Source organism: Nocardioides caeni (genome assembly GCF_004912195.1).
GTDB classification, from domain to species: Bacteria; Actinomycetota; Actinomycetes; order Propionibacteriales; family Nocardioidaceae; genus Nocardioides; species Nocardioides caeni.
Genome location: NZ_STGW01000008.1, coordinates 88434 through 111958, shown reverse-complemented (window position 1 = coordinate 111958; position 23525 = coordinate 88434). Strand labels below are relative to the sequence as shown.

Sequence of the window (23525 nt, the reverse complement as noted above, 5' to 3'; positions counted from 1 at the left end):
AAGGGGTGAGGCGGCGTTTCAGCCGGCCGTGGGGTCGTCCTCGGGCGGCGAGGCGGCATCGCGCAGGTCGGTCCACGTGTCGATGTCGCGGGCCTCGCGAGCGATCGCCGGCACCTCGGCGAGATCGAGGGGGGCGAGCAGGTCGCGCATCGCGAGCCCGTGACGACCCTCCAGGTCCGGTTGTACGGCGGCCAGCCGCTCGGTCTCCACGACCATGGCCAGCTGCCGGCGGCCGTCGGCGTCCACCAGCACCGCGCCCTCGTGGCCGACCGCGGCATCGTGGAGACGTCGCACGGTGGCGCTGGTGAGGTGGGGCATGTCGACGGCGAGGACGGCGATCGTGGGGAAGCGCCGCAGCAGCGAGTCGTGGCCGATCAGCAGCCCCGCGGCGGGTCCCCCGAAACGGGGCTCCTCGCGCACGAAGGTCACCGGCCGGTCGGTCGGGACGTGGTGGCCGACGACGACGACCTCGCTGGCGTCGATCACCGCGTCGAGGGCGAACTCCAGCAGCGTCCGCCCGGCGATCTCGATCGACTGCTTGTCGACGCCGCCGAGCCGTGCGGCCTGCCCTCCGGCGAGGATGATGGCGGCGAATCCGGTGAGTCCGTGGTCGATCACCCCCCGAGTCTCGCAAAGGGAGTCCTACGCTGGCACCGTGACCGTCCCCACCCTCCGTCTCGCGCTGGTCCAGGCCGCCTCGGCCCTCGAGCCGGCCGCCAACCGGGCCGCGGTGGCAGAGCTGACCCCGGACGGCGCGGACCTCGTGGTCTTCCCGGAGGCGTTCGCCCGGGACTTCGGGGAGTCGGGCTCCGACGTGGCGCCCTTCGCCGAGCCGCTGGACGGCCCGTTCGCGCGGACCCTCGCCGAGGCGGCCTCCGCTCACGGCACCACGGTGCTGGCCGGCATGTTCGAGGACGGGTCGGATCCCGAGCGGCCGTTCAACACGCTGCTGCTGCGCGGCGCCGCCGAGGCGTCGTACCGCAAGGTGCACCTCTATGACTCCTTCGGCTACCGCGAGTCCGACCGGCTCACGGCAGGGTCGATCGAGCCGACCGTGGTGGAGGTCGCGGGCTGGCGGGTCGGGCTGATGACCTGTTACGACCTGCGCTTCCCGGAGTGGGCGCGGGCGCTGGTGGACCGGGGTGCCGAGGTGATCGTGGTGCCGGCGGCGTGGGTGGCGGGGCCGCGCAAGGTCGACCACTGGCAGACGCTCCTGACCGCCCGCGCGATCGAGAACACCGTCTTCGTGGCGGCGGTGGGGCAGCCGGCGCCGCGCTACTGCGGCCACTCGATGGTCGTGGATCCGTTCGGCGACGTGATCGCGGCGGCCGGTCCCGGCGAGCCGGGGGAGCCGGTCGTGGTGTCGGCCGCCGTCGAACGCTCGGTGCTCGAGGAGGCCCGTCGGGTCAACCCGTCACTGGCCAACCGTCGTCTGTAGGGTGATCGCTCGTGTCCCGCGCCGCCTCCCGCTCCTCCCGCCGGGGCGTTCCCCCGGTGACCCGGGTGCCGCTCGAGGTGCTGATCGGCGAGTTCGGCGCGTCCCGCTCGCCCTTCCTGATCTGGCTGGGTCTGCTGGGGGTCGGCGTCCTGGCGCTCGGCGCCGCGATGGTCCCGATCGGTCCCGACTGGCTCGACGGTGCGGGTGCCGTGGTGGTCGCGACGGCCTACGCGTGGGGTCTCGCTGCCCGCACCGGCGGCCGCCCGCTCGTCTTCGGCCTGCTCACCCTGGTCTGCGCGCTCGGTGCGGTGATCAGCGACCAGGACCTCCTGCTGACCGGCGCCGCGGTGTCGACCGCCGCCCTCGCCTCGGTCTTCGGGATCATGCTGACGGTGCCGGCGGCGGGCTTCCTGACCGCGGCCCGCGAGTGCGGGATCGCGCTCGCCTGCGCGGGGGTGGGGGCGATGGCGGCGATCGGCTTCGAGCCGGCGATCCAGAAGGAGCGCTTCGAGTACGTCGGGCTCGGGCTCGCCTTCGCGGGAGCGATGGTGCTCGTCTATCGGCTCGGCGCTGGCTTCCACGGCCTCGGTCGCCGTGGTCTCGTGGCCGTTGCCATCGGCGCCTCGACCCTGGCCGTGAGTCTGCTCTACGCCGAGATGCTGCGCCGCTATGGCTCGTCGGGGCTGGTCGAGGAGCTCCTCGACCTCGTGCGGTGGAGCCGCGACACCCTGGGCGCCTTCCCGCGCCCGATCGAGGCGATCCTGGGCGTCCCGGCCCTGGCCTACGGCTGCCACATCCGCGCGCGCCGCCGCCAGGGCTGGTGGGTGTGCGCCTTCGGCGTCGCGGCCACCGCCCCTGCGGCGACGGCCCTGGCCAACCCGGCGGTCACCTTCACCGAAGCCTTCCTGTCGATCGTCTACGGGCTGTTGATCGGGCTCGCGATCGGCTGGGTCCTGATCCGCCTCGACCTCGCCCTGACCGGCAATCGCGGCCGGCGCAGTCGCGTGGCCGAGCAGGCGGCCGCCGTACGTCCCGAGCCGGCGCGCTTCGCGCCGCTGCTCTGAGGGGATCGACGGCGCGGCCGCAGGAGCTGGACGTCTTGTCGGCGGCCCGGGTGACGGCGTGTTCGACGGCCGGGAGATGAACGACCAGCTCGACGGCGGTGCCGGTGACGACACGTTCCTCGTCGGTGGCGCCCACCGCGACCGCGGCCGGGGTGACGCCGGGCGGGACCGGTGCGTCGTCGAGGTCGGGCGCACCTGCGAGCGCTGAGCGTCGCCTCCCGGACCGGCCCCACTCCGGTCCGGGAGGGCGCTCCGACCCGGATCCGGGTCAGAAGGCGCAGCGGATCCGGGCGTCCCCGAGCACGAGGTGTCCGCTGCCGCCGTCGGTGCGTGCGCCGTTGAGGCGTAGCCGCAGGCCCGACTCGATGTCGAGGTCGACGGCGTGGCTGGCGCCGATGCGCAGGTTGGTCCGCGACCACAGCGGCAGGTCGTCGGCGAGCACGTCGAGCTTCCACACCGCGGTGGAGCTGGCGGAGTCCGACATACCCACGGTGGCGCGGAAGCGGGTGCAGTCGCGGGAGAGGTCGTACTGCGCCGTCGCCGGGCCGTCGCCGAGCCCGTTGACCCGGGCCAGCGCCACCGAGTTGGCGTAGGTCGTGCCGTTGACGCCGTAGCTGCCCTCCTGGACGCTGCCCTCGACGGGGCTGCGGTCGATGAGGAAGTACCAGCCGAAGACGTCGTAGCGGCCCGCCGAGCGCTGCCCGGCCCTGGTCGTGCGCGTTGCCGGCGCGAAGACCCGCAGGCGCTGGCCCGCGCCGGCCCGCGTCATCCGCACCGAGAGCGTGAAGCTGCGGGTCGAGGAGACGGTGGTGGTCGTGAGGTCGACCCAGCGGCTGCCGGTCAGGCGCTGGAGGCGCACCTTGCGGCCACGGAGGTTGGCCGAGGTGGTGCCGCTGACGGTGACCCGTTGACCGGCATCGAGGCTGTGGCTGCCGGTGGAGGTCAGCGTGATGGTCACGGGCGCCAGCGCCAGTGCGACGGCTGGCTGCGGTGTGACGCTGCCGGCCAGCGCGAGGCCGACGGCGGTGACGAGGAGGGTGGTCAGACGGACGAGGTGGCGCCCCATGGCGGTCTCCTTCGGGAGCAGGTGGTGCACCGAAGGTAGGGAGCGACGGGGCCGGCCGTCGATGGGTCGCGGTCCCCATTGACGCCGGACCCCGAGCAGCGATCCTTGGCAGAGGGGGCGGGATTCGAACCCGCGGTAGGTCTCCCTACGACCGCTTTCAAGGCGGTTCCGATCGGCCACTCCGGCACCCCTCCGTGTCCGGTACGACGCCAGGGCGACCGCCGGACGCACCGAGTCTAGGAGACGCAGATCCGGGCCTGACCGCCGCCGCTTTGGCCGGCCCCCTGCCGGTCGGCGAGAATCGGGCCATGAGCAGCGCCGCGTCGTCCGAGACCAGCGACTACCGACTGGCCCCGCCGGTGATGGCCCGCTTCGTCGGCGCCTACCTGATCCTCCTGGCCGTGCTGCTGCTGGCTGCGACCGTGCTGGTCGCCGCCGTCGGGACCAGCCCGGACCTGATCGTGGTGCTGCTGGTCGTCGGGGTGCTCGGCCTGATCGCCCTTTCGTGGTGGATGCGCAGCAAGCTCGTCGTGCTGCGCCTGACCGACGCCGGCTACCGGGTGCGGATGATCCGCGCCGCCGGGGTCACAGAGGCTCGCTGGAGCGAGGTCGAGGACCTCGTCGCCGCGACGCCGCGGGGAGTCGAATGCCTGGTGATCCGCCTCAAGCAGGGGGGCTCCACGACGATCCCCGTCGAGCTCGTCGCCGGCGACAAGGACGATGTCGCGCGCGCCGTACGCGACCGGTTGCGGCGCGCCGCTCGCTGATCGGTCAGGACCCTCCCCGGGTCGGGCCGTCGCGGCGGGTGGGACCGATTGGAACCCATCGCCGCGGTCCTTGTAGCCTTGTGCCGCTGCTCGTCCTCCGGTCGGGCAGCGGAGGAGGCGTCGCCTAGTCCGGTCTATGGCGCCGCACTGCTAATGCGGTTTGGGTTTATCGCCCATCGAGGGTTCAAATCCCTCCGCCTCCGCCGTGTGATGTCGCAGGACATCGGTGGCCCGGATCCACGGAAGTGGGCCCGGGCCTCCTGCATCCCTGCCCGCGGCGGCAGGACTTCTGGTCAGCCCTCACTGTTTCGGGTCGATCAGGAGCCGGTCAGGCCACTCTCGCGCTTTTCGCGAATTCTCTGCATGATGAGGTTTGCGCGTGGCCTGGCGGGGAACAGGAACGTGATTCTCGGGCCAATCGAGGAATCGGGTCTCAGACCCACACGGAGGGGAACACCATGAAGAAGCTCGCTCGCAGGACAGCGTTCGGTCTCGCCGCCCTCATCACCGCCGCCGGCGTCGTGTCGCTGCCGACCGCGGCCGAGGCCGACACCGGCTGGGGCTGGCGGATCGTCAAGAGCCAGCCGCGCTGACCAAGCCTTGACGACGCCTCCGTCCCCGCCTCACCGCGGGGGCGGAGGCGCGTCATCCTCCTGGCCGGCGATGCCCAGCTGGCCCATGATGTAGCCCAGCTGGAAGCGGCTCTCCGCCTCGTACTCGTCCTTGAGGTCGGCCACGTAGCCGGCGTACGTCCGGGGGCTGACGCCGAGCCGCTTCGCGCTCACCGCGTCGGCGTGGCCCTCGATGAGCATCCGGATCGTCATCGAGCGCTGCTCGGTGGCGATCTCCTGCATGACCTTCTGCTCCCCGCTCGAGAACGACCGGCCCCGGGCGAAGGCCCGCTCGAAGACGTCGACCAGGTAGGCGACGATCGCCGGCTCACGCACGACGACCGCGGTCGCCAGGCTGTCGGCAGCCGGGATGAGCGCCACCCGCCGGTCGACCACGATCATCCGGTTGAAGAACTCGTCGAGCGTGCGCACCTCTGCGCCGTGCTGGGTCACCTGGGCGACGTACTTGTGCGTCGCGGAGTGTCGGCGGGCACTGTGCTGATAGATGGTGCGCATCTTCAGGCCGCGCTTGAGGGCTGCGATGTCGCGTGACGCGGCCTCCGCGACCGTCTTGGCGCTGCGCGCGGCCTGCGGCTGCGCGGTCAGCAGCTCGTCCTCGGCCTCGCTGACCAGCGAGGTGAGGTAGGGATTGATCGAATCGCCGTGCAGGTAGAGGAAGGGGCCGGCTTCGTTGGCGATCGGCGACCGACGCCAGCTCTGGTTCAGCGCGGCGAACGCGGAGGCCCACCGGGCCGACTCCGCGATCAGCTGGGCTCCCTCGGTGCCCAGCGGCGTGACGACGCGGCCCTGCACCGTGCTCGGGTCGAGCGGTCGCCAGGACGTCCGGGCCTCGTCGAGCTGGATCAGTCCCAGCTCCACCAGCAGGTCGAACGCGGCGCGACCTGCCGCTCCCTCCGCGATCCGGGGATCGTCCACCGCCAGGCTGCCGTCGCCGAGGATCTGCTCGTAGAAGGCCGCCGCCTCGTTCTCGAAGAGCTCCCTGTCCTCGGGGGCGATGCCGGCCATGGCGTCATGCTTCCACACCGGACCGGGCCGGACGCCCGCGGTGATTCGGCATCGGCGCGCCGCCTCGTCTATCCTCGACCGGTCGCACCGCGTGAGCGGGGCGGTGGGCGCCTGTAGCTCAACGGATAGAGCATCTGACTACGGATCAGAAGGTTTGGGGTTCGAATCCCTACAGGCGCGCAGTGTGATGAGTCGGGACATAGGTCTCACCTGAGTCCCGACATGTGTCACGTAGGAACCCCCGGCCATCGGCCGGGGGTTCTTTGCGTGTTGCGCCAGTAGTGCTTGGTGGGGTCGATGTCGTGGTGGGACAGGATCTCGCCGGTGGCGAGGTTGATGACGGTGACGTTGGTGTCGTCAGCGATGGCGAGGATTCGGGTGCCGCGGTGGGCGTAGCCGACGCCGAGGTGGTGCATCTTTCCGGCGCGGCGGAAGCTGACCTTGCCCCAGGTGTCGACGTGGTCGTAGCGCAGTCGGTAGTGCCCGGCAGGCTGGTCCTGGTCGGCCGGTGGGGTGGCTTTCGGGCGGGCGGCGTAGGCCTGGGCCGGGGTGGCGCGATCAAGGGCCCGGTGCGGTCGTTGTTCGTTGTAGATCGTGCGGAATCGGTCGAGCTGGGCCTGGAGGTCGGCGGGGGTGGTCGCTACTGGTTGGCCGGCGAGCCAGCGCTTCTGGGTCTGGTGGAGTCGTTCGACCTTGCCCTGGGTCTGGGGGTGGTTCGCGGCGCCGTTCTTCTGGGTGACGCCGAGCGCGGCGAGGGTGTATTCGAAGGCGTTCTTCCCTCCGCCGAAGCGGGCGGTGTAGACGCGGCCGTTGTCGGTGAGGGTGGACGCGGGGATGCCGTGGGTGTTGCAGGTCTCGAGGAACTGGGTGACCACGATGTCGCCGGTGACGGGGGTGTGGACGGTGCAGGCGAGCAGGTAGCGGGAGTGGTCGTCGAGCCAGTTGAGGATCTCGACGTCTGTGCCGTCAGCGAGGCGCCAGTGAGTGAAGTCGGATTGCCAGCATTCGTTGGGCTGGGCTGCTTCGAAGCGGTGGTAGGACGACCTCGGTCGTTTCCTTGGTTCGGGGACGACGAGGTCGGCGGCGTGCAGGATCCGTCGGATCGTGGAGGTCGACGGTGGTGGGGTGTGACCGGCCTGGGCGAGGTGCCAAGCGATGGTGACAGGTCCGGCGTCCAGGCCCGCGGAGGTGAGCTTGAGCCGGAGCTCGATGATCAGTTCTCGTAGTTCGGTGCTGGTGGCGTTGCCGGGGTGGAGGTGGCGTCGGGAGAAGCCGTAGCGCTCGGCTGCGTCGGTGACGGTGAGTTCGTTGGTGACGACCTTGAGTACTGCGACCCGGGCTTTCGACATGCCTAGTGACAGTGACGGATGTCCCGACTCACGTGGGACCTGTCATGTGAGACCTATGTCCTGACCCCCGACACCTACAGGCGCGCAGTGTGATCTCTCAAGAGATACCGGACAGGCCGGACCCAGACTCGGGTCCGGCCTTCTGGTTCTTCCAGGAGATCACCGATCGGCGAGCACCCAGTCGGCCAGCAGGTCGGCGACCCGCTCCCAGCCGGTGTCGAGCATCAGGTCGTGACCGATGCCGTCGACCGTCGTGACCGAGGTGGCCCAGGCACGGGCCGTGGCGGCCGCGTCCTGCGCGTCGAAGATCGCGTCGTCGCCGGCGGCGACCACGAGGATCGGCTCGTCGACCGCCCGCGGTCGGGGGCGGTCCAGGGCGAGCATGTCGAGGAAGCCGAGGTAGGACTCCGACTGCAACCGCTCCCGCGTCCGTCGTACGACGTCGGCGGGTGTGCGGTCGGTGAAGAACATCGCGCGCACGTCGTGGTCCTCGCGGACCAGGCGCCCGAGGTTCCAGGTCGCGTTCGCGGCGAGGAAGTCGCGGGTGCGGTGCCGGGCGATCGAGCGGGTCACCTTGTGCACGCCGGCCGGTGGCATGGAGGCGAGTAGCGTCGCGCTCGCCACGGCCGGCCGCTCCTCGCGGGCAAGGAGCATCTGCACGACGCCGCCGCCCATCGAGTGCCCGGCGACGTGCACGGGGCCATCGAGCGAAGCGATGACCGCCGCCAGGTCGTCGGCGTAGTGCCGCATCCGCGCGCGGTTGAGCCGGCGCCCGGCCGCCGAGCCGGCGTGACCGCGCAGGCTCGGGGCGATCGTGGAGATGCCACGTGCGGCGAGCCGGTCGGTGAAGCCGTCCTGCCAGCACCAGGCGCCGTGCCACGCGCCGTGGCACAGGACGAGGGTGGCCACCGGCTCGGCGGCATCGACGCGGATCACCTCGGCGGGCAGCGGTGCGGACATGGCCGCACCCTATGCCCGGTCAGCGGTGGCCGGGCTTGGGATGATGCGGTCATGGCGCTCACGATCATCACCGGAGGAACGCGCGGGATCGGCGTGGCCGTCGCCTCCCGTCTGGCGCGGGACGGCCACGACCTGGTGCTCGGCTACCGTGCCGACGACGCAGCCGCCGCGCGTGCCGTCGAGGTCGTCGAGGCGGCGGGCGTGCGGTGCGTGACGGTGCGGGGCGACCTGACGACCGACGCCGGCATCGAGGACCTCTTCTCCGAGGCGGCAGGGCTCGGTCGACTGACCGGCGTGGTCAACAATGCCGGCGCCACCTACCGCTTCGCGCCGCTCGTCGAGACCCCGGCCGACGAGGTCCGCAGGACCATCGACGTCAACCTGACCGCACCGATCCTGGTCGCGCGCGCCGCGGCGCAGCGGCTCGACCGGGGCGGGGTGATCGTCAACGTCACCTCCGGCGCCGCGACGATCGGGTCTCCGGGCGAATACGTCCACTACGCCGCCGCGAAGGCCGGTCTGGACCTGCTGACCCGCGGTCTGGGTCTCGAGCTGGCCGATCGTGGCGTGCGGGTCGTCGCCGTGGCGCCCGGGCTGATCGAGACCGAGCTGCACGCGGCGACCGGCGACCCCGGTCGGATCGATCGGATGGCGCCGCAGATCCCGCTCGGCAGGGCGGGGCGACCCGAGGAGATCGCCGACGCGGTCGCGTGGCTGATGAGCGACGCGGCGTCCTACGTCACGGCGACGACCCTGCGGGTCGCGGGCGGCCGCTGAGCGGGCGACCCGCCCGTCTTGATCACGGCAGGCCGGTGACGTCGACGTCGACGTCGTCGACGCCGTCGTAGCGCTCGGGGTTGGCGACGTCCGGTCCCGGGCCGCCCGGGTGCCGCACCGCGTGAGCAGCGGACCCGCGACGCGCGGCGGCTGGCCCCCCACCCGGGCGGGTAGTGCGTCTGGGTGAGCACCGCGCGACTCGTTACCGTCCGTGAGCCGGCGGCGCCCGAGGGGGTGGTCATCGTGCTGCACGGGGGCGCCTCCCGCCGCGGGCAGATGAAGGTCAGTCCCGCGCAGCTCTCGGTCCTGCGGATGATCCCGGTCGCGCGGAGGATCGCGCGGTCGGGTCGCGGACGACTGGCCGTCTACCGCCTGCTCAACTCCTACCGGGGGTGGGACACCCGGCACACGCCGGTCCACGACGCCGCGTGGGCGGTCGAGCAGGTGGCCGAGCGCCACGGCGCCGACGTGCCCGTCTGCATGGTCGGCCATTCGCTCGGCGGCCGCGCTTCGATCCTCGCCTCGTCACTGCCGCAGGTGCGTGGCGTCGTGGCCCTGGCGGCCTTCGTCTATCCCTCGGACGCCGACGGTCGAGGGATCCGCGGCCGGCAGATCCTCTTCGTGCACGGGCTGCTCGACCGGATCGCGCCGGCGCAACGGGCACGCCAGCTGGCCGAGCGGCTGGCCGTCGCCAACCGGGTGGGCTTCGTCGCGGTCGCCAGGGGCAAGCACGCCATGCTCGCCCAGCACCGCACGTTCGAGCGGACCGCCGTCGACTTCGTCGGCATGCTCCTGCTCGATGCCGCGCCGTCGACCGTCGTCGGCGTGGCGATGGACGGTGGGCGGGTCGTGCAGGTCGACTGACGGCAGCACGCCGAGGTCTCCACCGCCGATGACCACGTCTGGACTGCTGATCTACCGTTGCCTGCGACTCCAGGAAGGCGGGCCGATCGATGACCACCGTGGACAACCAACAGGAATACCGCGACCACGATGCCGTGGCGCTCGCCGGCCTGGTCCGGTCGGGCGACACCACGGGTGAGGAGCTGCTGCGGCTCGCCCGTGCCCGGGCGGAGGCCGTCAACTCCCGGCTCAACGCGATCGTCCGCGAGATGGAGCCGCCGGTGCCCACCGGTCCGCCGCCGAGCGGGGGTCGGCCGCTGGACGGTGTCCCGTTCCTGCTCAAGGACCTGCACCAGGACGTCGCGGGCCTGCCGACCAGCAGTGGCAGCCGGGCGCTGAAGGACGTGCCGGCCGCCGAGACCGCAGCCGTCGTCGAGCGGTGGATCGAGGCGGGCCTGCAGGTCTTCGGCAAGACCAACACCCCGGAGTTCGGCGCCAAGGGCGTCACCGAGCCGCACGTCTTCGGCCCGACCCGCAACCCCTGGAACACCGACCACACCCCGGGCGGGTCCTCAGGCGGCAGTGCCGCCGCAGTGGCGGCCGGGATCGTCCCCTGCGCCGCCGCGAGCGACGGCGGCGGCTCGATCCGGATCCCCGCCTCGGCCTGCGGCCTGTTCGGCCTGAAGGCGAGCCGGGGCCTGCTCCCGCACGGACCGTCGCACGGCGAGCCGATCGGCGGCACCGCCACCGACGGCGTGATCTCGCGCAGCGTCCGCGACACCGCCGTCATGCTCGACGTGCTCGCCGGGCCGACCGACGTCTCGGGCTACCTGCCGGGCGGCCCGCCCGCGGGCGGCTTCGCCGCAGTCCTCGACCGTGAGCCCGGTCGGCTCCGCATCGGCATGACCTGGGCGAGCTCGATCAACAGTGATCCCCACCCCGAGGCGCGGGCCGCGGCGCGGCGCGCGGCCGAGCTGCTGACGGAGCTGGGTCACGAGGTGGTCGAGGTGCCGGTGCCGATCGACGACGCGCAGCTCGCCGAGGACTTCCTGACGACATGGTTCGTGCACTGCGCCAGCGCGGTCGAGGAGGCGCGGGAGCTGTCCGGGGCCCCCGAGACGTCGTTCGAGCCCGACACCCGGATCATGGCCGCCCTCGGCCGCGCCACGAGCGCCACGGCCTATGTGCGAGCAGTCGAGCGACGCCACGAGCACGTACGGCGACTCGCGGCCTTCCACGCCGAGCACGACCTGCTGCTCACCCCCACCACCGCCACCCCGCCGCCGCGGATCGGCGCGTTCGACCTGCCCGCGCCCCTAGCGCTCGTCCAGAGGACGCTGCTGGCGGCCCGCGCCGGGTCGGTCCTGCGGTTCACCGCGATCGTGGACCAGATGATCAACGAGAACCTCGGCTGGGTGCCCTACACCCAGCTCGCCAACCTCACCGGTCGCCCCGCGATGAGCGTGCCCCTGCACTGGACGTCCGACGGCCTGCCGATGGGCGCCCAGCTCGTGGCGCCCCTCGGCGGGGACGCACTGCTGCTGCGCCTCGCGGCTCAGCTGGAGAGGGCCGCGCCGTGGTGGGACCGGCTGCCGAGCATGGACAGCATGGACAGCACGGATCGACCGACCCGGAAGGATCTCGGATGACGCACCTGCTGACGCCCGGCGGCAACGTCGGTCTCGCCCAGGCCGGACTGCCCGGAGAGGTCGTCGTGACGCTGACCTGGGCCGGCCCCGCCGACGCCGACCTGTCGGCCTTCCTCTGCACCGACAGCGGCAAGGTGCGCAACGACGAGGACTTCGTCTTCTACAACCAGCCCACCGGCGCCGGCGGCGCCGTCACCCACCTCGGCAAGTCCGCCCGCGGCGGCACCACGCTCGACCAGGTCCGGATCGACGTCGCCCGGCTGCCGGCGGCGATCGACAAGGTCGTCATCGGCGCCTCGGCCGACGGCGCGACCTTCGGGTCGATGACCGGGCTCGGGGTCGAGGTCGCCCCCGACGTGTCCGCCCCCGCCACGATCCGCTGCGAGCTCACCGCCGGCGCCGAGACGGCGATGGTCTTCGTCGAGATCTATCGCCGCGGAGCGGAGTGGAAGGTCCGTGCCGTCGGGCAGGGCTTCCTCGACGGCCTGGCCGGCCTGGCGACGTACGTCGGCGTGGACGTCGCCGCCGAGCCCGCTCCGCCCGCACCCGCCACGCACCCCACGCCGACCACCCCCGCGGCCGCGCCACCCCCGCCCCCGCCTCCGCCGCCTCCGGCGGCCCCCACCGTCAGCCTCGAGAAGAAGCGCGTCGTCGACCTCGAGAAGAAGCTGACGAGCACGGGCGACGGCGCGATGCTGTCGCTGGTCAAGACCGCCGGGGTGTCGCTGGAGAAGAAGGGCCTCGGCGAGCACACCGCCCGCGTCGCACTGGTCCTCGACATCTCCGGATCGATGTCGTCGCGCTACAGCAAGGGCCTCGTGCAGAAGCTCGCCGAGCGGGTCCTCGCCCTCGGCCTCCGCTTCGACGACGACGGCGAGGTCGACGTCTTCCTCTTCGGCAACAAGGTCCATCGCCCCGCGGGGCTGACGCTCGACGGCTACAGCAGCTACGTCAAGACGATCACGAAGCAGCACAAGCTCGAGTTCTCCACGAAGTACGGCGCCGCGATGGCCGCGATCCGACAGCACTACGTCGGCTCGTCCGCCCCACGCACGCAGCCGGTCAGCGCCACCACGCCGGTCTACGTCATGTTCCTCACCGACGGCGCACCGACCGATCAGGCCAAGGCCACCGAGCAGGTCAGGGCCGCGTCCTTCGAGCCGATCTTCTGGCAGTTCATGGGCATCGGCTCCGACCGGTTCGCCTACCTGCAGAAACTCGACGACCTCGACGGCCGGTTCACCGACAACGCCGACTTCTTCGCCGTCACCGACGACGAGCTCATCGGCAAGCGGCCCATCAGCGACGACGAGCTCTTCGAGCGGCTGATGACCGAATACCCCGACTGGTTGCGCCGCGCGCGGGCTGCGGGGTTGCTCACCCCGTGACGGTGTCGCGCCGCAACTGAGCGGCCCGCACCGCCGCGGCGACCAGGGCGCCCGCGGCCAGCACCAGCAGGGGGACGAGCGTCCCGACGGGGGAGCGGAGCGCCTCGAGCACCGTCGGCACGGCGAAGCCGAGATAGGTGGCGACGTAGAAGACGCCGATGGTGATGCCGCGATGGGTGGTCGGGGCGAGCTCGTCGACGTCCACCAGACCGGCCCGCAGGCACAGGCCGTACGCCGACCCGAGCGCGACCGCGGAGACGCCGAGGAGAGCCACGTCGGCGGTGGCGTCGACCACCGCGGCCACGACGAACCCGGCGGCGGCGAGCAGCGCCCCGGCGACGCCCGAGCGCGGGCCCCACCCGGCGCGGCGGGCCACCACCTGCGCCGCGACGCCGATCCCGAGCGTGACGGCGGACGCGACCCCCGGGACCCAGGGGCCGGCGTGCTCGCCACCGACCCGGCCGGCGAGGACGACCACCGGCACGGTGACCGAGGAGAATACCCACAGCGCCATCGGCACCGACCGGGCGAGGGCCGCACCCACCCGGCGGTGATCCGATCGCTCCGCGGGCGCAGGGGTCGCGGCCGGATCCACCTGGCGCCGACCGACGGGTGTACGGACGGCGCCGGGACGGGCCGCGGCGACGACGACGCTCAGGGACAGCGCGACCGTCAGGGCGAAGGGAAGGCCCAGCGCCACCTCGTCCGGTGAGAACTGGGCGACCAGGCCGGACACGAGCGGTCCGCCACCGAATCCGGCCGTGAGGACGGCGCCGGCGACCGTCGTACCGCGCCGGCCGCGCAGATCGCCCGCCCAGGCCGTGCCGGCGCCCATGGCGAGCCCGACGCCGACGCCCACGACCAGCCGACCGGAGTAGATCCCGGCCACCGGGTGCCACAGCAGCATCAGCAGGTTGCCCGAGGCCGCGACGAGGCTCCCGGCCAGCACGACCGGACGCCGCCCGACGCGGTCCGAGAGCCCGCCGCCGCCGAGCAACCCCGGCAGCAGGCCGACGGCGTAGATCCCGAAGGCGCCGGCGAGTGCGGTGGCCGACAGGTCCTCGCGGTCGCGGACCACCGGGATCATCGCGGCGAAGTGGTTGGCCGCCCAGCCGGCGGCGAGGAGCAGCAGGACCACCAGCGCGAAGCCGTCCCGGCGGTGCGTGGTGGTCATGGGGAGCCCGTCCTCAGTCGACCGGCTTCACGCCGTCGCGGTGCCGCTGGGCGAGCTCGCCGTAGTAGACCGCGTTGGTCTCCACCCAGAACGAGGCGCCGGTGCCCTCGATCGGCTTCTTCGTGGCGGCCGGTGCGCCGGCTGCGAGAACGCCCTCGGGGATCGCCGTGCCGGGGGTGACGATCGACCCGGCGGCGACCAGCGAGCCCGCGCCGATGGTCGCGTGGTCGAGCACCGTGCTGGCGTTGCCGAGCAGCGCCTTGTCGCCCATCGAGTCGCCGTGGAAGACGCAGGAGTGCGCGACCGTGGCGTTCGGCCCGATCTCGATCGTCACCTCGGGCGCCCCGTGGACGACCGAGTTGTCCTGGATGTTGGATCCCTCGCGGACGATGATCGTGCAGATGTCGGCGCGCAGGACCGCGCCGTACCAGACGCTGGCGCCCTTCTCGATCCGCACGTCGCCGATCAGCGTGGCGGTCGGCGCGACGAACGCCTCGGGATGGACCTGCGGGCGACGGCCCTCGAACTCGTAGCAGAACACGGCCGCACGCTACCCCTCCCTGCGACGGCGCTCGCAGAGGGACGGTGCGGCCGTCAGTGCGGCGTGTGGGAGTAGTGCTCGACGAAGAGCACCTGCAGCTCGCCGACGAGGAAGCCGAGGATCGCGCCGACGCTGATCATCAGGAACTCGTCGTCCTTGAACACCGGGCGCAGGATGCCTTCGTACTGCTCGTCGCTGAGCTGGTTCATCTTCTCGACGATCAGGTTCTCGATGTCGAGGGTGCGGTCGGCGTACTCCTTCGCCTCGGCGACCGTCTCCGGCATCCGGTCCACCACCCGCTGGACGATCTCGCGCTTGAGCGATCGATAGCGGGCGGTGCCGATCGCCATCGTCACCATCGGCCGGGCGATTCCGAGCTCGGCGTCGATGGCGCGGGTGACCTCCTTCTCGATCGCCGCGAGCAGGCGGTCCGACGTCGGTCCGTTGAGGAGCGCCTCGAACAGCACGTCGGCGGAGAAGAGGTCGGTCGCCATGATGCGGGCGTAGTCGCGGGTGACCTGCTCGCGCCGCGCGTGCAGCACGCCGTGGACCGGGATCAGGCCGAGCAGCTTGCGCCGCTTGCGGGGGATGAAGATCAGGTTGAGGGCCAGCCAGTCGCTGAAGAAGCCGGTGAAGAAGCCGAACGCCGGCATGATCCACGGGTTCTGGAAGTAGGCCCAGGCCACCATCTGCACCAGGCCGATCGCGAAGCCGAACCAGATCCCGCTGCGCCGGATGAACGTCATCGCCGAGCCACCGAGGCCGCGGACGAGATCGTTCAGCTTCCGCTTGTTCTTCACCAGGATCGTCACGGACAGGTGTTGGAGGTCGATGTAGACCCCCATGTCCTTGCGGATGTCGTCGAGCAGGCGGTCGATGATGCCGGGCGCCGCGGTCTCCACGCGGCGTCGTACGACGGCACGAGCCGGGGCGGGCAGGGCGTCCCACGCGCCGGGCCGGACCAGGTCGGCCAGCTCGCGCGCGACCTCCTCGACCGTGCGCAGGAGCGGCTCCCGCAGCTCGGCGACCGCGGCCTCGGCGTCGACGCGGTCCAGGATCTCCTCCGGCCGCAGCAGGTTCTCGGTGAGCATCTCGATCGTGACGGCCGCGGTCTTGCCCGCCCGCCGGGGCACGACCCCCTGCCACCCGATCGGGCCGATGCCGCGGAACTCCAAGGGGCGATAGAGCATCTGCAGGGCCACGAGCTTCGTGGTGTAGCCGACGAACGCCGCGATGAACGGCATCGACAGGTAGATCAGCCAGTTGACGCCGAAGTCGGCCCGGATCTCCTCCCAGGTCTGGACCGAGGCGATCAGCTGTCCGAGCACGGCCTCAGCCCTGCTCCGTCGCGGTCCGCCACAGCTCGTGCCCCAGCTCGGAGAGGCGGAGCGTCTGCCGGTCGACGCCGGCCGGGATCGGACCACGCGACGCCGTCCGGACCGCGCGCAGGACCGCGCTGTCCGCGCCGAGGATCTCGTACTCCTCCTTGAGCGCGACGTCCTCCGGACCGACCTCGAGCAGACCGAGAGCGAGCAGGTGGCTGACATACATCGGCGTCAGGTGCGGCAGGCCGATGTTGGCCGACTTGCCGACCAGGCTGGCGTTCTCCAGCACGGTCTCCCGCACCAGGCCACCGCGCGAGCGGGAGTAGACCTGCAGCAGCGGCGCCGCCGAGCCGTCGGACAGGGCCCCGAGGATGCGAGCCTCGTCGGGGACGATCTGGTCCAGGATCTTCACGAACAGTGCCTGCCGGCTCTCGTTGCTGCCCAGCTCCAGCGCCTGCTCCAGGAGCCCGGAGAGCTTGGTCTGCAGGGAGTCCGCGGGCCGTGCGGGGGCGGGCAGGGCGAGCGGGGCGGACGGCGCAGCCGCATCCAGCCGCGTACGCAGCGCGCCGAGGACCTGACGCTCGGTCCAGCCGGCCGCGCGTCGGGTCAGGCGCAGCGTGGTCACCGTGGCCGAGACCGTCGCCGTGACGGCAGCGGGAATGATCGCGGCCGGATCGATCGGTGGCTGCCGGGACGGCGGACCGGACTGCTGCATGGCGGAAACGATGACACAACTTCACGACCCGCGTATCCGCTTGCCGCCCCTCGGGCGGTGCCGGTTGCGCTGGCCCGTTGCGCGGGTCCGCCGCGCGGGTCAGGGCGGTCACCTATCGTGAGGACGATCTCAGGACGGACGGGTGGATGACGATCGACGACGGGACACGGGTGGACGCCGCGGCCGCTCCTGCCGAGCAGCCTGAGCAGGCCGGCTCGCCCGAGCCGGCCCCGTGGCCGCGCCTGCGCCGACGCCCCCGACCGGTGCCGCTCGTGCTGCTGCTCATCGTGGCCAAGCTCGAGCTCTTCCGGCTGCTCGCCTTCGGCGTGCCCGGCCCGGTGGGCATCGTCGCGGACGTCGCCGCCGCCGCGGCGCTCGTGGGCCTGATCGCACTCCTGGCGCCCGGTCCCGCCATGTCGCCGGCCCTGTGGTCGCTCAATGCGGCGCTCAGTGTGTTCCTCGTCGTCGCCTACCTCTACTTCAGCTACTACCAGACCCTGCCCACCTTCACCGCCCTCCACGAGGCCGACCAGGCCGCCGACCTCAGCGAGAGCATCGCGGTGCTCCTGACCTGGTGGCTGCTGCTCTTCTTCGTCGACCTGCTCCTCGCGCCGGTGGTGGGCTGGTTCCTCCACGGCCCGCGCTGGCTCCCGCCGCACGGCCACCGGGGCTGGGCCCGGGTGCAGCGACTCGGGGCGATGGTGGTCATCGGCGCGCTCGTCACGACCGTGGTCATCAGGTCCGGGTCCGACGTCCGCAACGAGCAGTACCGCGCGGAGGAGTTCGGCGTCCTGGGCTATGAGGCCGACGCACTCGTGCGCGCGCTGCAGCCCACACCGCGGCTGGACCTCGCGACGGCGTACGACCAGGTGAGCGAGCTCCAGGCCAGCGACCACACGACGATCACCGACCCGACCGAGGCCGTCGGGTTCGGCGACGCGGTGGGCAAGAACCTGATCATGGTGCAGCTCGAGTCGCTGCAGGAGTGGGTCATCGGCCTCGAGGTCGAGGGCCAGGAGGTGACGCCCACGCTCAACGAGCTGATCGGCGACAGCTACTACTTCCCCCACCACTTCCAGCAGGTCGGCAAGGGCAACACCGTCGACGCCGAGTGGGCCACCAACACCTCCATCTATCCGATCGGCGACGTCGCGATGTCGACCGGCTACGGCGACCGCGACATCCCGAGCCTGCCCAAGCTGCTGCGGGAGCGCGGCTACGTCTCGGAGACCTTCAACGTCAACTGGGCGAGCTTCTGGGACCACGACAAGCTGTTCGAGGCCGTCGGCTTCGACCGGTGGCACGAGAAGGACTACTTCCCGGGCGAGAACTTCAACGTGTGGGGCGCCTCCGACGACGTGCTCTACGGCCGCAGCCTCCACCGCCTGCTCGAGCTGCGCCGCTCCGGCGCGCCCTTCTACGTCCAGCTCGTCACCGCGTCGGGGCACGGCCCCTACGAGGTCCCCTCCGAGCTCAACGAGCTCCGCCTCCCGGCCGACCTCGAGGGCACCCTCGTCGGCGCCTTCCTGCAGGCCCAGAACTACGCCGACCGCGCCCTCGGCCTCTTCATCGACAACCTCAAGACGGCGGGCCTGTGGGAGGAGAGCCTCTTCGTCGCCTACGGCGACCACGCCGGCCTCAACACCGAGGACACCGTCGAGGACGTGCAGTCGCTCGACCCCGACTACACCTTCCTGCGCCGCTTCAACACCCCCCTCGTGATCCACGTCCCGGGACAGGAGGCCTCGGTCGAGGACAAGGTCGCCGGTGAGCTCGACATCCTCCCGACGGTCGCCAACCTGCTGGGGATCTCGCTCGCCGAGGAGCGCTTCGTCGCCTTCGGTGTCGACCTGCTCAACACCGACCGGCACGCCATGTCGGTGCCCTACCACGCGCCCACCGGCACCTTCGTCAACGACGAGCTGATGTTCGTGTCCGGCCGCGGCTTCGGCGACGGCGAGGCCTTCGCGATCGACGACGGCGACCGCCGCAGCATCGACGGGCTGCGCACCGACTACGACTACGTCCTCGACCTCATCGACCTCTCCCGCGCCTACGTCGAGTCGCTGCCCAAGCGCTGAGCGCGGTCACCGGGCGGGCGAAGGCGGCGTCCCCGGCGAGACGCTCGCGGGAGATGAGTAGTTCCTACGCAGGGCGTGCACCGCACGGCTGCGTCAGGCTCCTCGGCAGCGCGTCGACGGAGGTCGACGCCGTCGAGGAGGAGAAGTCGTGCGCAAGCTCGTGGGAGCCGTCGTGCTCGTGTGGTGTGTCCTGATCGCGGCATCGGGCTGCTCGGACGACAAGCAACAAGCCGTGGGTGGCGAAGGAGCCGGCGACGGTGGCTCGGTGTCGCTCGGGCCGGACCTGGCGGAGAAGCCCGAGGGTTGGCCTGAGGACATCACCCTCCCGCCGGACACGAGGATCACCGCCAACCTCGTCGAGGAGGCGTCCGAAGGCCGGACCCGACGCACCGTCAACACCGAGACACTGCTGTCTCCGGAGGATGCCCACGCGTACTACGCGGACATCCTCGCGGACTGGACAGACGAAGGAGGCACGACGGTCGGCAACACGATCGCCGGCCTGTGGATTCTCGGTGAGCGTTCGGTCAGCACCACGGCCGACGACAGCGGTGATGTGACCAAGCTGACCGTGACGGTGACGGAGCGGTGAGGGTGCGCCCGTCGCGACGGCTCACCGCCGTCCTGGTCGTGGTGCTGGCCCTCCTGGCCCCCGGGCTCGTGCAGTCGCCGGCCGCGCAGGCCGCGACCAACCGAATCACGGGTGTGGTCACCGTCGGAGGCGTGCCGGTCGAGGGGGTCGAGCTGGAGCTGATGCAGTGGACCGGTGCCGAGTGGTCCTACGGCCACGGTGCCGACGAGGACGGGGTGAGCGACGCCGCGGGCGTCTTCTCGTACTCCGACCTGACACCCGGCACCTACTCCGTGACCGTGCACCGGCGCTTCGCGAACGGTCTCGCCACCCCTCCGACGGGACCGGGGACGCAGGGAACGGTCACGATCGACGCCGATGACCACGCCGATCTCGACGTGTCGCTCCCCGCCCCGGTTCGCACCGTGACGGGACAGATCCTCAAGCTCGATGGCACGCCCGCCGCCGGCGCCCGCGTCGAGCTGGGGCGGTGGTCGGCGGCCGACCATCCTAGCTATCTCTTCTCGGTGACGGCGGACGGCGAGGGGCGCTACGCGCTGCCGCTCTACGACGACGAGCCGCACACGGTCACGGCCTGGCTTCCCGGCTACATCCGGACCTTGCTCGGCGACACCACGCGCTACTGGGAAGCGGCGAGCTTCGGGATCGGCGACGGCCCCGGGCTCCCGACGTTGACCCTGCAGAGCCAGTACGTCGGCGGCCGCGTGCTGGACGCCGCGGGCATGCCGGTCCCCGGACGCGAGGTCGCCCTGCTGCGCTGGAACCATGCCCAGGACGTGTGGGTCGAGGTCGCCACCGCGACGACCTCCCCGGCGGGCCGCTACGTCTTCCGCAACACTGGTGAGGGCCACTACTCGGCGCGCATCGTCGTCCCCGCCGGGACCATCCACCCGACGACCGGGTTCGTCGAGCCGGTCGTGACCGGTTTCGCTAGCGACCACACCAGCGGGCCGGGTTACCGATGGGTCACGGGCTCCGGCCAGGTCGCAGATCTCGACCTGACCCTGCCGCCGCCTGCTGCCGCGATCGTCAGGGTCGCGGGGCGGGCGGACGTCGGCAGTCTCCTCCGGGCCGGCACCGGCGGGTGGGGCAGCCACTACCAGCTGGGCTACCGCTGGCTGCGGGACGGGCGCCCGATCCCCGGTGCGACGGGGGCGTCCTATCGCCTCGCCCGGGCCGATGGTCTGCACCGGGTGCGGGTGCGGGTCACCGCCGTCTCCTCCTACCCCGGTCTACCGACCCAGCAGGTGACGTCATCCTCGCTGAGGGTGCGGGCGCTCAGTGTCCTGGCACTGCGTGTCGATCCGGGCCGGCGGAGTGCTGTCGCGGCCGTCCGGCTGCGGCTGCCCGGACTCGTCGCCTCGCGTGTCACCCACGCCGTGGCGGTCTACGTCGATGGCCGGCGGCAGACAACGGTGCGGCTGCGCAACGGCTCGGCAGCGGTGACCCTCGCCCGCCTCTCGGCCGGACGGCATCGGGTCGTGGTGCGGTTCGCCGGCACCCGGGACCACACGGCGGCCACGGCGAGCCGGGCCTTCCGCCTCGGCTGAGACCGGATGAGTACTCATCGAGCGCCCGTGGCCTCGGCCAGGACCAGCACGAGCTCGTCGCGACCGGAGACCCCGAGCTTGCGATAGACCCGAGCGAGGTGGTTGTCGACGGTCCGCACCGACAGTCCGAGCCGCTCCCCGATCTCTCGGCTTCGGACGCGCTGTGCAGCCAACTGGGCGATCTGCGTCTCGCGGGGGCTCAGCAGCACCGTCCGGGCCGGCCAGGTCCCGAGTCCCCTGGACGAGCGCAGCACCGTCGCAGCTCTCCGGCACCGCGAGGCGGCGTCGTGGCGTCCGGACTCCTGGTGCAGCCGGGCGGCCTGCTCCCAACAGTCGGCGGCGCGTCCGAGCAGACCGATCTCCTCGAGCTCGGCGGCGTGGCGGGCCACCTGGTGCGCCGATCCGTCGACATGTGCCGACACCCGATCCGCGAGAGCCTGTGCGATGCCCCCGCGTCCAGCGAGGGAGACGATCTCCTCGGCAAGATCGGGGGAGCGGCTCAGCATCCAGGCCTCGTCCAGCGCCAGTATCCCCAGGTGGCCGTGCATCTCGGCGAGCGCCCGATAAGCGGTGTTCACCAGCACCCCCACGGCACCCGGACTGTGGGCGGTCGCCACCCGCGCGAGGTGGAGCGCCGCCTTGACGTCCGGCTCATCCTCCGGAGAGACCCGGGCTGAGGTTGCTCCACCTCGCCGGACGGCCACGGCCTGACGTAGGGCGTCGGCGCTGGCGCGCAGGCCGGTGAAGTCGTGCCAGGCGAGGTGCCGGACGGCACGCTCGCTCAGTACGGCCGCATCGTCGAGGCGTCCCGTGTGCAGGGCGAGCTCCGCTGCGGCGTACTCCCACATGCCCAGGGCGGGGTCGGCGTCGAGCGCGGAGGTGTCCCGTCGCTGGGTGGCGAGCTCGTCAGCCGTGCCCAGCTCGCCGTCGAAGACGAGCGCCAGGAACCGCGAGAGGTCCAGGAGGCTCCGGGCGTGGGGTGGTGCGATATCGGTCCGCTCGAGAGCCGCGAGGCCCGCGGCGACCTCCCGCTCCGCCGCCGAGCGGGTCCCGTCCAGGCTGGCGATCATCGCGCCGATCATGGCCGCGCTGACAGTGCCGGCCGCGCCAACGTGCTGGATGTCGAGGACGGGGGCGTTCACGCCCTCCTCGCCCGCCATCAGGCGCCACTTCACCAGGTCGGTCTCGATCAGGCGGCGCGCCGAGGTCCCGTCCACCCTCGTCAACAGATCGTTGACGGTCCGGACGGCAGCCGGTGCATCACCGCGGCGTACGGCGTGGAGCAGTCCGATCTCGTGGGCGAGCCGGACGGCGAGCTCGTCATGCGCGACCGGATCGGGGGCGCTCGCCAGCAGGTCCCGGGCGCGCTCGAGATGCGCGCCTGCGGTGTCCAGGTCTCCCGCTGCCGACGCCGCGGCGCCCAGCAGGAGGGCCGTTGCCGGATGGTTGCCGGGTGCCACGGCGAGCAGTTCGGCCTGCTCCGACGACGTGAGCTCCGGCTGGCGCGCTGCGTGCAGCACGTCGGCCTCGGCCGGTCGGAGTCCGGCTCGGACGGCGAGCAGGGTCGCGCGCGGACGCCAGCGGTGCCCTGCCTCCAGGAGGACCTCGTGCGCCCGCGTCGCTCGCAGTCGCGCCACCGAGCCCGGGGTGGACGCCCGGACCACGTCGCGGTCCAGACGGCGAGTGAAGGCGATCGATCCGGCGGTCTCCGTCAGCAGGCCCGATCCCACCAGCGTGTCGAGTCCGGGGACGGCGGCCACGGCTCCCGCGGGAAGGTGGCCTGCCACGGCCACGGTCTCGGCCGCCCGGCGCTCCTCAGCGCCCAGCGCCGCTGGATCGACGCTCCAGCGCCGCACCGTCGTGGGTATCGGGTGCCGCCACTCGACCTCCGCGCCCCCGGGTGCCGATCGAAGGAGAGCCGTCGTGACCAGTGCCCGAGCGATGGCGGGGAGCCCGTCGGCGCGGGCGAGGAGATCCGCGGCGGCGCCCGCCGACAGCTCCGCACCGACATGGGCGGCAGCGAGGGCGAGGAGCTCGTCCGTCGTGGCGCCGTCGTGACGGATCTCCACCCACGCCCCGGTCGTGATCCCGTCCTCGACGGCGCGGGGGAGCCTCGCGCCGGAGCAGGTGGTGAGCACGGCGCGGACGCCCGCGCGCGCCAGGTGACCGATCAGGACCGCGGAGGCCGGGTCGAGCCTGTCGGCGTCGTCGACGATCACGACGACCGGGGCCCGACTGCCGGCGAGCAGTGAGGGCAGCCGGGTGTAGGCGATCAGGGCCAGCGAGGTCTCGTCGTCGTTGGCGTCGACGCCGAGCCCGTGGGCGGCGAGCAGCGGCGCGAAGGCGCCGAGCGGGACCCGCGCGTCACCGTCGGAGCCGGTGACCGCGAGGGGTCGGTAGCCCTCGACCTGCAGGAGCTCGCCGAGGTGTCGCGCGGCGTGGGTACGTCCGCTGCCGGGTCGGCCCGAGAGGACCACGCAGCGTCCGTCGATCACGTTCGCCGCGAGTTGCTCGACCAGGTCGTCCATGTGCATGCGGTGATTCTCAGAAGTCGTCAGCCGACTGTCCGCCGGTTCGCTCGGGTTGAGTAGGTCGTACTCACGACGCCG

Annotated in this window: 22 protein-coding genes and 3 tRNA genes; 14 read left to right on the top strand and 11 right to left on the bottom strand. The window is 72.1% G+C overall.

The features are described 5' to 3' along the window. Positions 1-18 precede the first annotated feature (18 nt). Complete coding sequence (mobA, locus tag E9934_RS13215) at positions 19-618, bottom strand: molybdenum cofactor guanylyltransferase (protein ID WP_238694948.1); 600 nt, start codon at positions 616-618, stop codon at positions 19-21. Positions 619-655: 37 nt separating this feature from the next. On the opposite strand from mobA, the gene E9934_RS13210 reads away from it, so the two are divergent. The 3 genes from E9934_RS13210 to E9934_RS20470 all read left to right on the top strand — a co-directional run bounded on the left by E9934_RS13210 (position 656) and on the right by E9934_RS20470 (position 2710). Then, positions 656-1438, top strand: coding sequence for a carbon-nitrogen hydrolase family protein (locus E9934_RS13210; protein WP_238694947.1), 783 nt, complete (start codon positions 656-658; stop codon positions 1436-1438). Between the two features lie 11 nt (positions 1439-1449). After that, positions 1450-2502: a hypothetical protein gene (locus E9934_RS13205; protein WP_238694946.1), complete on the top strand. Its 1053-nt coding sequence runs from the start codon at positions 1450-1452 to the stop codon at positions 2500-2502. Between the two features lie 76 nt (positions 2503-2578). Beyond that, positions 2579-2710, top strand: a complete 132-nt coding sequence (locus E9934_RS20470; protein WP_275106634.1) for a hypothetical protein — start codon at positions 2579-2581, stop codon at positions 2708-2710. Between the two features lie 60 nt (positions 2711-2770). Here the strand turns inward: E9934_RS20470 and E9934_RS13200 are convergent, their stop codons facing one another. Together E9934_RS13200 and E9934_RS13195 are read right to left on the bottom strand one after the other, a co-directional pair. After that, complete coding sequence (locus E9934_RS13200) at positions 2771-3568, bottom strand: NPCBM/NEW2 domain-containing protein (RefSeq protein WP_136563359.1); 798 nt, start codon at positions 3566-3568, stop codon at positions 2771-2773. A gap of 106 nt (positions 3569-3674) precedes the next feature. Further along, positions 3675-3762, bottom strand: a tRNA-Ser gene (locus tag E9934_RS13195). Between the two features lie 114 nt (positions 3763-3876). On the opposite strand from E9934_RS13195, the gene E9934_RS13190 reads away from it, so the two are divergent. From E9934_RS13190 to E9934_RS20465, 3 genes are all read left to right on the top strand, one after another. Beyond that, positions 3877-4335 (top strand): hypothetical protein, encoded by a 459-nt coding sequence (locus E9934_RS13190; protein WP_136563358.1) that lies wholly within the window; start codon positions 3877-3879, stop codon positions 4333-4335. A 113-nt stretch (positions 4336-4448) separates the two neighbouring features. Continuing rightward, positions 4449-4538, top strand: a tRNA-Ser gene (locus E9934_RS13185). A gap of 255 nt (positions 4539-4793) precedes the next feature. Next, positions 4794-4928, top strand: a complete 135-nt coding sequence (locus E9934_RS20465) for a hypothetical protein (RefSeq protein ID WP_275106633.1) — start codon at positions 4794-4796, stop codon at positions 4926-4928. 30 nt (positions 4929-4958) lie between these two features. On the opposite strand, the gene E9934_RS13180 is transcribed toward E9934_RS20465, so the two are convergent. After that, entirely contained in the window at positions 4959-5972 is a 1014-nt protein-coding gene (locus E9934_RS13180) for a phospholipase D-like domain-containing protein (protein WP_136563357.1), read from the bottom strand. Between the two features lie 107 nt (positions 5973-6079). Between E9934_RS13180 and E9934_RS13175 the strand changes: the two genes are divergently transcribed. Then, positions 6080-6152 (top strand) — tRNA-Arg (locus tag E9934_RS13175). A gap of 47 nt (positions 6153-6199) precedes the next feature. On the opposite strand, the gene E9934_RS13170 is transcribed toward E9934_RS13175, so the two are convergent. Together E9934_RS13170 and E9934_RS13165 are read right to left on the bottom strand one after the other, a co-directional pair. Continuing rightward, a complete protein-coding gene (locus E9934_RS13170) occupies positions 6200-7321 on the bottom strand; it encodes an integrase core domain-containing protein (protein ID WP_136563356.1) in 1122 nt (373 codons plus the stop codon). 159 nt (positions 7322-7480) lie between these two features. Continuing rightward, the gene (locus tag E9934_RS13165; protein ID WP_136563355.1) at positions 7481-8281 is read right to left on the bottom strand and encodes an alpha/beta hydrolase; all 801 of its coding nucleotides are present in this window, start codon (positions 8279-8281) and stop codon (positions 7481-7483) included. 51 nt (positions 8282-8332) lie between these two features. Between E9934_RS13165 and E9934_RS13160 the strand changes: the two genes are divergently transcribed. From E9934_RS13160 to E9934_RS13145, 4 genes are all read left to right on the top strand, one after another. Next, positions 8333-9058 carry an SDR family NAD(P)-dependent oxidoreductase gene (locus E9934_RS13160; protein WP_136563354.1) on the top strand — a complete coding sequence of 242 codons (726 nt, stop codon included), beginning with the start codon at positions 8333-8335 and terminating at the stop codon, positions 9056-9058. A 183-nt stretch (positions 9059-9241) separates the two neighbouring features. Beyond that, on the top strand, positions 9242-9922 hold the full coding sequence (locus tag E9934_RS13155) for an alpha/beta fold hydrolase (protein WP_136563353.1): 681 nt from the start codon (positions 9242-9244) through the stop codon (positions 9920-9922). An 89-nt stretch (positions 9923-10011) separates the two neighbouring features. Further along, on the top strand, positions 10012-11550 hold the full coding sequence (locus E9934_RS13150) for an amidase (RefSeq protein ID WP_136563352.1): 1539 nt from the start codon (positions 10012-10014) through the stop codon (positions 11548-11550). Continuing rightward, positions 11547-12938 (top strand): VWA domain-containing protein, encoded by a 1392-nt coding sequence (locus tag E9934_RS13145; RefSeq protein ID WP_136563351.1) that lies wholly within the window; start codon positions 11547-11549, stop codon positions 12936-12938. Before E9934_RS13150 ends, E9934_RS13145 begins: the two co-directional genes overlap by 4 nt. Here the strand turns inward: E9934_RS13145 and E9934_RS13140 are convergent. The 4 genes from E9934_RS13140 to E9934_RS13125 are packed head-to-tail and all read right to left on the bottom strand — an operon-like array spanning position 12928 to position 16693. Then, positions 12928-14112 carry an MFS transporter gene (locus E9934_RS13140; RefSeq protein ID WP_136563350.1) on the bottom strand — a complete coding sequence of 395 codons (1185 nt, stop codon included), beginning with the start codon at positions 14110-14112 and terminating at the stop codon, positions 12928-12930. The two genes, E9934_RS13145 and E9934_RS13140, sit on opposite strands and share 11 nt — an antisense overlap. 13 nt (positions 14113-14125) lie before the next feature. Beyond that, on the bottom strand, positions 14126-14653 hold the full coding sequence (locus tag E9934_RS13135) for a gamma carbonic anhydrase family protein (RefSeq protein ID WP_136563349.1): 528 nt from the start codon (positions 14651-14653) through the stop codon (positions 14126-14128). A 53-nt stretch (positions 14654-14706) separates the two neighbouring features. After that, positions 14707-15981: a DUF445 domain-containing protein gene (locus E9934_RS13130; protein ID WP_202977292.1), complete on the bottom strand. Its 1275-nt coding sequence runs from the start codon at positions 15979-15981 to the stop codon at positions 14707-14709. Positions 15982-15985: 4 nt separating this feature from the next. Then, positions 15986-16693: an Abi-alpha family protein gene (locus E9934_RS13125; protein ID WP_136563348.1), complete on the bottom strand. Its 708-nt coding sequence runs from the start codon at positions 16691-16693 to the stop codon at positions 15986-15988. 146 nt (positions 16694-16839) lie between these two features. Between E9934_RS13125 and E9934_RS13120 the strand changes: the two genes are divergently transcribed. From E9934_RS13120 to E9934_RS13110, 3 genes are all read left to right on the top strand, one after another. Then, the gene (locus E9934_RS13120) at positions 16840-18774 is read left to right on the top strand and encodes an LTA synthase family protein (RefSeq protein ID WP_136563347.1); all 1935 of its coding nucleotides are present in this window, start codon (positions 16840-16842) and stop codon (positions 18772-18774) included. A gap of 148 nt (positions 18775-18922) precedes the next feature. After that, the gene (locus tag E9934_RS13115; protein ID WP_136563346.1) at positions 18923-19366 is read left to right on the top strand and encodes a hypothetical protein; all 444 of its coding nucleotides are present in this window, start codon (positions 18923-18925) and stop codon (positions 19364-19366) included. Further along, positions 19363-20916 (top strand): collagen binding domain-containing protein, encoded by a 1554-nt coding sequence (locus E9934_RS13110; RefSeq protein ID WP_136563345.1) that lies wholly within the window; start codon positions 19363-19365, stop codon positions 20914-20916. The genes E9934_RS13115 and E9934_RS13110 overlap by 4 nt, the downstream gene beginning before the upstream one ends. Before the next feature lie 14 nt (positions 20917-20930). On the opposite strand, the gene E9934_RS13105 is transcribed toward E9934_RS13110, so the two are convergent. After that, a complete protein-coding gene (locus E9934_RS13105) occupies positions 20931-23450 on the bottom strand; it encodes a LuxR C-terminal-related transcriptional regulator (protein ID WP_136563344.1) in 2520 nt (839 codons plus the stop codon). Between the last annotated feature and the right edge of the window lie 75 nt (positions 23451-23525).